The 8,584-nt window shown below is 70.4% G+C and carries 9 protein-coding genes; 3 read left to right on the top strand and 6 right to left on the bottom strand.

What is annotated here, in order from left to right; translation table 11 throughout:
• Together MFF42_RS19815 and MFF42_RS19820 are read left to right on the top strand one after the other, a co-directional pair.
• Window positions 1-1,663 (top strand): cisplatin damage response ATP-dependent DNA ligase (locus MFF42_RS19815; protein ID WP_238257290.1); only part of this gene is annotated, 1,663 nt, incomplete at its 5' end.
• Window positions 1,660-2,142, top strand: a complete 483-nt coding sequence (locus tag MFF42_RS19820) for a secondary thiamine-phosphate synthase enzyme YjbQ (RefSeq protein WP_238257291.1) — start codon at window positions 1,660-1,662, stop codon at window positions 2,140-2,142. The genes MFF42_RS19815 and MFF42_RS19820, both read left to right, overlap by 4 nt.
• A 6-nt stretch (window positions 2,143-2,148) precedes the next feature.
• Here MFF42_RS19820 and MFF42_RS19825 read toward each other — a convergent pair whose 3' ends face one another.
• Window positions 2,149-2,595, bottom strand: a complete 447-nt coding sequence (locus tag MFF42_RS19825) for a DMT family transporter (protein ID WP_238257292.1) — start codon at window positions 2,593-2,595, stop codon at window positions 2,149-2,151.
• Between the two features lie 97 nt (window positions 2,596-2,692).
• On the opposite strand from MFF42_RS19825, the gene MFF42_RS19830 reads away from it, so the two are divergent.
• Entirely contained in the window at window positions 2,693-3,589 is an 897-nt protein-coding gene (locus MFF42_RS19830; RefSeq protein WP_238257293.1) for a LysR family transcriptional regulator, read from the top strand.
• A gap of 4 nt (window positions 3,590-3,593) precedes the next feature.
• On the opposite strand, the gene MFF42_RS19835 is transcribed toward MFF42_RS19830, so the two are convergent.
• From MFF42_RS19835 to MFF42_RS19855, 5 genes are all read right to left on the bottom strand, one after another.
• On the bottom strand, window positions 3,594-3,758 hold the full coding sequence (locus MFF42_RS19835) for a YqaE/Pmp3 family membrane protein (RefSeq protein ID WP_238257294.1): 165 nt from the start codon (window positions 3,756-3,758) through the stop codon (window positions 3,594-3,596).
• Between the two features lie 156 nt (window positions 3,759-3,914).
• A complete protein-coding gene (locus tag MFF42_RS19840; RefSeq protein WP_238257295.1) occupies window positions 3,915-6,119 on the bottom strand; it encodes an FAD-dependent oxidoreductase in 2,205 nt (734 codons plus the stop codon).
• Between the two features lie 92 nt (window positions 6,120-6,211).
• Window positions 6,212-6,709 (bottom strand): DUF2059 domain-containing protein, encoded by a 498-nt coding sequence (locus MFF42_RS19845; protein ID WP_238257296.1) that lies wholly within the window; start codon window positions 6,707-6,709, stop codon window positions 6,212-6,214.
• A gap of 124 nt (window positions 6,710-6,833) precedes the next feature.
• Window positions 6,834-8,042, bottom strand: a complete 1,209-nt coding sequence (locus MFF42_RS19850) for an acetyl-CoA C-acetyltransferase (RefSeq protein ID WP_238257297.1) — start codon at window positions 8,040-8,042, stop codon at window positions 6,834-6,836.
• Window positions 8,043-8,226: 184 nt separating this feature from the next.
• A partial coding sequence (locus MFF42_RS19855) for an acyl-CoA dehydrogenase C-terminal domain-containing protein (protein WP_238257298.1) occupies window positions 8,227-8,584 on the bottom strand: 358 nt, incomplete at its 5' end.

Consider the following 8,584-nt stretch of genomic DNA (forward strand, 5'->3'; position numbering starts at 1 on the left):
CCGCACGCGGGGAGAGGGTCGCGACGACCACGGAACTTGGGTCTACCCAAGCTCCGCCCCCCAGGACCCACGTCGGGCAGGCCCAACTGGGGGCGTCGGCGCGACGGGCGGTAGCGAGGGTGAGGGGGCGCTTCCGGGTGAGGCTCCATCGGACAAGCCCCCTCACCATCGCCTGCCGGCTCGCTTCGGCGACGACGAAGTCGCCGAAGCCCTCTCCCCGCACGCGGGGAGAGGGGATGCACCGGGTCTCGGCCACAACAACCCGCCCCCGACCGTCCCCACCCTCGCGGAGGTGGTCGAAACCCTCGCCACCACCCCGAAGCGCGCCCTGCCGCAGCATCTCGCCCATTGGCTCGACGCGCTCGACGAGACCGGGCGCTGGGCGCTGCTGAAGCTCGTCACCGGCAACCTGCGGGTCGGCGTCTCGGCGCGGCTCGCCAAGACCGCGGTCGGCGCCCTCGGCGGGCACGAGGCGGATGCGGTGGAGGAGGTCTGGCACGGGCTCAAACCGCCCTACACCGAGCTGTTCGCCTGGGTGGAGGGCAGGGCCGAGCGGCCCGAGAGCCGCAACCCGGCCCCGTTCCGCCCGCCGATGCTGTCGCACCCGGTGGAAGAGTTCGACGACCTCGAGAAGCTCGAACCCGAGGCGTTCTCCGCCGAGTGGAAATGGGACGGCATCCGCGTGCAGCTCGCCGGCGGACGCGATGCTCAAGGCCGGCAAATCCAGAAAATCTACTCGCGCACCGGCGAGGACATCTCCGACGCCTTCCCCGATCTCGCCGAGGCGATCACCTTCGAGGGCGCGATCGACGGCGAGTTGCTGATCCTGCGCGAGGGGCGGGTGCAGAGCTTCAACGTGTTGCAGCAGCGGCTCAACCGGAAGGCGGTGACGGGCAAGCTCTTGGACGAATTCCCCGCCCATGTCCGCGCCTACGACGTGCTGTCGGCCGAGGGCGAAGACCTGCGCGGGCTGCCCTTCGGCGAGCGCCGGCCGCGGCTCGAGGCCCTGGTGCGGCGTCTCGACCACGCCCGCATCGACCTCTCGCCCCTCGTCCCCTTCGCGACCTGGGAGGATGTGGCCGCCGCCCGCGCCGACCCGGCCTCGGCGGGCGCCGGGGCGGATGCCGACGCCATCGAGGGCGTGATGCTCAAGCGCCTCAACAGCCCCTACCTTCCGGGCCGGCCGAAGGGTCCGTGGTGGAAGTGGAAGCGCGAGCCCTACGTAGTCGATGCGGTGATAATGTACGCCCAGCGCGGCCACGGGAAGCGCTCGTCCTTCTACTCGGACTACACCTTCGGCTGCTGGCGCGAGGGGGCGGAGGGCGAGGAGCTGGTGCCGGTGGGCAAGGCCTATCACGGCTTCACCGATGCCGAGCTGCAAAAGCTCGACCGCTACGTCCGCAACCACACGACCAAGCGCTTCGGCCCGGTCCGCGAGGTCGCCTACGGCCGCGATGCCGGGCTGGTCCTGGAGATCGCCTTCGAGGGCGTCCAGCGCTCGACCCGGCACAAGTCGGGCGTGGCGATGCGCTTTCCCCGCGTCAGCCGCATCCGCTGGGACAAGCCGCCGGCCGAGGCCGACCGGATCGAGGTGCTGGAGCGGATTCTCGCCCGCGGCGAGCGCGAGGTCGCGCCGGGTGCGGCGATGGAGGCATCGGAATGAGGCAGGCGGGCAGAAGCGCCGGAAAGATCGGGCCGCTCGAAGGCTTTTCGGCGGGCGCGGCGACGCGGCAGGCGAGCGCGCGGGTGACGGTCGCCACGCCCGGCCAGGGATTTACGGACATCACCGCCGCGGTGGCGGATTTCGTCGCGGAGAGCGGCCTCCGCTCCGGCCTCGTCAGCGTGTTCTGCCGGCACACCTCGGCCTCGCTCACGATCCAGGAGAACGCCGACCCGGACGTGCGGACCGACCTGATGACCGCCCTCGACGGGTTCGCCCCGCGCCACTTACAGTACGTCCATGGGATGGAGGGGCCGGATGACATGCCCGCCCATATCCGCACGATGCTGACCGATTCCGGCCTGACCGTGCCGGTGCGCGACGGTCGCCTCGCCCTGGGGACGTGGCAGGGGATTTACCTGATCGAGCACCGCGACCGGGGGCATCGGCGGGAGATCGTGCTGCAGGCGATCGGCGCTTGAGCCCGGTCAGCGCCGGATCAGGATCACGCCGCCGACCAGCAGGGCGATGCCGACGAGGCGCGGGCCGTCGAGGGGGCGCTGGGCGAGGCCCATCCAGCCGAAATGGTCGAAGGCGACCGAGGCGAGCATCTGCCCCGCGACGAGGAGCGCGATGAAGGCCGCCGCGCCGAGCTGCGGCACGAGGACGATGGCGAGCCCGATGAAGAGCGCGCCGAAGACGCCGCCGCTCCAGGCCCACCACGGAATGCGCGCCGCCACGCCCGCGGAGGGGAGGGGATCGCGCAGGGCCACGATGAGCAGCGCCATGCAGGCGAGGCCGACGGCGTAGCTCACGAAGCCGGACCATGCCGCCGAGTTCAGGGCCGTGCGCAGGTTCGTGTTGAGAACCTGCTGGACCACGATGCTGAAGCCCGCGCCGAGCGCGAGGAGGGACGGAAGCAGGAGGCGAAGCATCGGTTCTCGGCATCAACGGGGCGCGGCCGGGACATTGACACCATCGCAGCCTCATGCCGTCAAATGCCTCGAATGGCGCAATCCATGCAATCAAGGCATGATGAACCCCGCCCATCTCGACCTGTTTCGCGCGGTGCTGCGCCACGGCGGCATGACGCGGGCCGCCGCGGCGCTCGGCATCGGCCAGCCGCATGTCAGCCGCGCCATCGCCCAACTCGAAGCCGATCTCGGTTTCGCGCTGTTCGTGCGCGGCCACGGCGCCGCGCTGCCGACACGGGAGGGTGAGGCCTTCGCCCGCGAGGTCGAGCGGACCTATGCCGGGCTCGACGCCCTGCGCGCGGCGGCGGGCCGGATCCGCGATCTCGGCACCGGCCCGCTGCGCGTCGCCTGCCAGCCCTCGCTCGCCGACCGCCTGCTGCCGCGGGCCATCCGCGGCCTCGCCGGGGACCATCCCGGCGTCCACGTCGCGGTGCAGGTGCCGAGCCCGGACACGATCTGGTCCTGGGCCGCGTCGGGGCAATGCGATCTCGGCCTCGTGCGGCCGCGCTCAGGCTACGGGGCGGTGGTCCGCGAGCCCTTCCTCGCGGTCGATGCGGTCTGCGCGCTGCCCCCCGGGCATGCCTTGGCGAGCCGGGCGACGGTGGCCGTGGCGGACCTCGCGGACGAGCCCATGATCGCGGGTGCGCCGGGCCCGTTGCAGCGCGGCGTCGAGGCGGCCTTCGCGGACGCCGGCCTCGCGCCGCGCTTCGCCTTCACGGCGCAGTACACGGCGGCCCGCTGCGGCCTCGTCGCCGAAGGGTTGGGCGTGGCCATCGTCGATCCGCTGCCGGCGCGGGCGCTCACCGGTCTGCCGATCGTGCTGCGGCCGTTCCGGCCGCGCCTGACCATCGAAACGGTGATGATCCACCCGGCGGGACGCCCGCCGGGCCGTCTCGTCGAGCGGCTGATGGCCCATCTGAGGGCGCAGCGCGACGCCCTCGCGGGGTCGGCCTGATCCCTCAGCGGTCGCGCAGGAGCAGGTAGAGGGCGTGGATCGAGCCCGGCAGCACGAACAGGATGCAGAGCAGGATGTTGAGGAGGAACTGAAGCCCGAACCCGTTCGTCATCAGCACCGAGATCGGCGGCAGGAAGAACGCGATCAGGATCTTGATGAGGGTCGACAAGGGGAACTCCGGTTCGCTCACAGCAGTCGGGCGGTGAACGAAAGCGGAGCTTTTCGGTTCCGCGGCGGAGGGTTGCCCTCCCCGGGGGGAAAGGGCGCCCGGATCGCGGCAATCGCCTCTTTCCGAAAGCCGGCGGCCGCCTTTCGGAACGATGCTCTACGCCGCCTGCTTCAGCGCGTCGTAGAAGCGCCCGCCGGTCTCGGCCATCGCCACGAGGTTGTCCGGCGGGGTGAAGCGGGGACCGTGCTTGGCTTCGAGTTCGCGGGCCAGCGCCACGAACGCCTTGGCGCCCATGAAGTCGATGTAGGACAGCGCGCCGCCGGTGAACGGGGCGAAGCCGAAGCCGAGGATCGAGCCGACATCCGCCTCGCGCGGATCGATCACCACCCCCTCCTGCATCGTGCGGGCGGCCTCCAGCGCCTGCACCACGAGGAAGCGGTGCTTCAACTCGTCGATGTCGATGCCGTCCGGGTCGAGCCGGTCCGGCTGGATCTCGGCGAGCCCCGGCCAGAGCTTCTTCTGGCCGCCTTCCGGGTAGTCGTAGAAGCCGCGCTTGTTCTTGCGCCCGAGCCGGCCGTGGCCTTCGACCATCGCGACGAGGAGCCGCTTCTGGTCCGGATCGACCGCGCTCTCGCCGAGCTGCGCCTCGGTCGCCCGCATGATCTTGAGGCCGAGATCGAGCGCCACCTCGTCGTTGAGGGAGAGGGGGCCGACCGGCATGCCGGCCATCCGGGCCACGTTCTCGATCATCGCCGGAGGCACGCCCTCGGCGAGCATCTTGTGGCCCTCCTTGACGTAGGCGAGCACGCAGCGGTTGGCGAAGAAGCCGCGGGAATCGTTGACGACGATGCCGGTCTTCTTGATCGCGCGGACGTAGTCGAGGGCGGTGGCGACGGCGCGGTCGCCGGTCTGGTTGCCGCGGATGATCTCCACCAGCAGCATCTTCTCCACCGGCGAGAAGAAGTGGATGCCGACGAACTGCGCGGGACGCTTCGACGCCTGGGCGAGCCCCGAGATCGGCAGGGTCGAGGTGTTGGAGGCGAAGATCGCGTGCTCGGGCAGCGCCGCCTCGACCCGGGCGATCACCTCCGCCTTCACCGCCGGATCCTCGAACACCGCCTCGATCACGAGCTCGCAATCCGAGAGCGCGGCATAGTCGGGCGTCGCGGTGATGCGGGCGAGCAGCGCGTCGCGGTCGGCGGTCTTGGCCTTGCCGCGGTTGATCTGGCCGGTGATCAGCTTGTGGCAATGCGCCTTGCCGGCATCGGCGGCCTCCTGGTCGCGGTCGATCAGCACGACCTCCATCCCGGCCTGAGCCGTGACGTAGGCGATGCCCGCGCCCATGAAGCCGGCGCCGATCACGCCGACCTTGGCCACCTTCGTCGGCTCGACATCCTTCGGCCGGCGGGCGCCCTTGTTGATCTCGCCCATGGAGATGAACAGCGTGCGGATCATCGCCTGCGCCTCTTTGGTGCGCAGGATGTGGGCGAAGTAGCGGCTCTCGACCTTGAGGCCGAGATCCATCGGCAGCTGCAGGCCCTCGTAGACCGAGGCCAGGATCGCCTTGGCGGCGGGGTAGTTGTCGTGGGTCTCGCGGCGGTAGATCGCGTTGGCCGGCGGCCAGATCATCATCCCGGCGGGCGAGTAGACCTTTCCGGACGGCGCCTTGAACTTCGGCACGTCCCAGGGCGCGACCGGAGAGCCGCCCTCGCGGATCCAGGCCTTGGCCCGCTCGACGAGTTCCGCGGCCGGGGCGACGGCGTGGGCCAGCCCCATGTTCTTGGCCATGAGCGGGCGGATCTGCTCGCCTTTGAACAGCATCTGCAGCGCGTCGCCGGTCTGCATCAGCCGGGCGACCCGCTGCGTGCCGCCGCCGCCGGGAAACAGGCCGACCTTGATCTCGGGCAGGCCGACGCGGGTCTTGTCGTCGTCGGCGAGCACCCGGTGATGGCAGGAGAGCGCGAGTTCGAACGCGCCGCCGAGGCAGAGGCCGTGCACCGCCGCGGCGAAGGGCTTGCCGCAGGTCTCGAGCTTGCGGAACACCAGGCTGAGGCGCCGCGACTCCTCGAAGAAGTGGCGCATGGCCACGTCCTCGCCCTCGGCGGCCTTCAGCCGCTCGTACTCGGCGCCGAGGCCCTGGAGCATGGTGAGGTCGGCGCCGCCGGAGAAATTGCTCTTGCCGGAGACGATGACGCAGCCCTTGACGGCCTCGTCGGCCACCACCGCGTCGACGATGCGCTCCAGCTCCGCCATCACCTCCATGGTGATGACGTTCATCGAGCGATCGGGCATGTCCCAGGTTGCGACCGCGATGCCGTCGGCATCGGTCTCGAAGCGGAAGTTCTTCAAAGCTTCGGTCATCGCTCTTCCTCGGGCCTTATCTGAGAAGACCGGCGGCGGAAACGGCCGCCGGTGCTTCGGCTTGAAGCGCCGTCAGGCCGGCGCCCCGCGGATCACTTCTGCGGCGTCGGCATGCCGCCGGGCAGGCCGCCCGGCGCACCGCCGGTCTGGTCGCTGGCGGCGGCGAGCGTCAGCATGTTCAGGAGCCGGGTCACCACCGCCTGCGAGAGCAGGTTCACCTCGGACTTCGGGTCGGCGTTGACGGCCTGGAACTTCTGGTAGGTCTTGTCCTCGTAGATCTTGTCGAGCTCTTTCAGCTCGTCGAGGCTGAACTTGTCGGCGTACTGCTTGGACAGGCCGTCGAGCAGCTCCTTGCGCTGCTTGTCGAACTCGGCCTTGGCCTCCTTGCGCACCTTCTCGGCCTTGTCCTCGGGCATGGTCGAGACGGTCTTCTCCAGCGCGCCGTAGAAGCCGGTATCGAGGTTCTTCAGCACCGTCTTCTCGGTCAGCTGGGTGGCGACGGCGAGCTTGTCGGCGTTGTCGTCGGCCCGCGCCGCGAGCGGCAGGGCCAGCATGACAGCAAGGCAGAGGGCGGCTTTTCTCGACGTCATCGTGGCGTGTCTCCCATTGGCGTTCTGGGCCGACCCCGATCGAAAAGGGCGCGGCGTGGGAGGCCCTTAGCAGCGTTTGCGCGGGGATGGCAGGGCCGGGCGGCGGTTGACGCCGCCCCGTCGATCACACCCGCTCGATGATCGTGGCGGTGCCCATGCCGGCGCCGATGCAGAGGGTGACCAGCGCCCGCTCCTTGCCGGTGCGCTCCAGCTCGTCGAGCACGGTGCCGAGGATCATCGCGCCCGTAGCGCCGAGCGGATGGCCCATGGCGATGGCGCCGCCGTTGACGTTCACCCGGGCCGGGTCGAGGTCGAAGGCTTGGTGGAAGCGCAGGACCACCGAGGCGAAGGCCTCGTTGATCTCGAACAGGTCGATGTCGGACAGGCTCATGCCGGCCCGCGCCAGCACCTTCTTCGTGACGTCGACGGGGCCGGTCAGCATCAGCGCCGGATCGGAGCCGATATTGGCAAACGCCCGGATTCTTGCGCGCGGACGCAGCCCGGCGCGGTCGCCCGCCTCGCGCGAGCCGATCAGCACGGCGGCCGCGCCGTCCACGATGCCGGAGGAGTTGCCGGCGTGGTGGACGTGGTCCACCGCCTCGACATCCGGATGGGCATCGACGGCGACCGCGTCGAAGCCGCCCATCTGGCCCATCTGGACGAAGGAGGGCTTGAGGCTCGCCAGCGACTGCATGTCGGTGGTGGGCCGCATGTGCTCGTCGCGGTCGAGCAGGGTGATGCCGTTGATGTCCTTCACCGGCACGACGGAATTCGCGAACAGGCCCTCGTCCCAGGACTTGGCCGAGCGCTTCTGCGACTCGACGGCGTAGGCGTCGCAGGCGTCGCGGTTGAAGCCGTACTTGGTGGCGATCAGGTCGGCCGAGACGCCCTGCGGCATGAAGTAGGATTTGACCGCGATCGCCGGATCGACCGGCCAGGCGCCGCCCGAGGCGCCGAGGCCGACGCGGCTCATCGATTCGACGCCGCCCCCGACGGTGAGGTCGTGCTGGCCGGCCATGACCTGCGCCGCGGCGAAGTTGATGGCGTCGAGGCCCGAGGCGCAGAAGCGGTTGATCTGCACGCCCGGCACGTGGTTGCCGTAATCGGCGACCAGCGCGGCGGCGCGGGCGATGTCGCCGCCGGCCTCGCCGACCGGATCGACGCAGCCGAGCACCACGTCGTCGACCTGCCGCGTGTCGAGCCCGTTGCGGTCCTTCAGGGCGCGCAGAGCCGTCTCGGCCAAGCGCAGCGCCGTCACCTCGTGCAGCGAGCCGTCCGGCTTGCCGCGGCCGCGGGGGGTGCGGACGTGATCGTAGATGTAGGCCTCGGGCATATGCGCTTCCTCGTCTTCCCGGTCGCCTCGATCCCTCTCCCCTCCGCGGGAGAGGGTGGCCCCCGAAGGGGGTCGGGTGAGGGGAGCGACCTTTCCGGATGAACCTGAGCCGGCCCCTCTCCCGCCTCGCATCCGCGAGGCACCCTCCCCCGCGGAGGGGGGAGGGCTTTTCTGCAGCGACTGCTTAAAACGCCTCGGCCGGCAACGCCATGGTGGTCTCGGCGCCGGCCTTGATCCGCGCGAGGCGCAAGGACGTCTCCGGCAGCATCCGCTCCATGAAGAAGCGGCCGAGCACGAGCTTGGCCTCCATCCGCTCGGCGTCGACGCCCTCGGCCTTCCGCGCCAGCGCCGCCTTGGCGATCTTGCCCCACATGTAGCCGAGCACGACGTTGCCGAGCAGGTGCATCAGGTCGGTGGCCCCGGCGCCCGCGTTGTCGGGCTTCGAGAAGGCGTTCTGCATCAGCCACATCACCGCGGCCTGCAGGTCGTTCAGCGCCGGCTGGAGCGGGCCGACGAAGGGCTTCATCGCCTCGTCCTCGCCG

The organism is Methylorubrum podarium, assembly GCF_022179745.1.
Lineage (GTDB): Bacteria > Pseudomonadota > Alphaproteobacteria > Rhizobiales > Beijerinckiaceae > Methylobacterium > Methylobacterium podarium.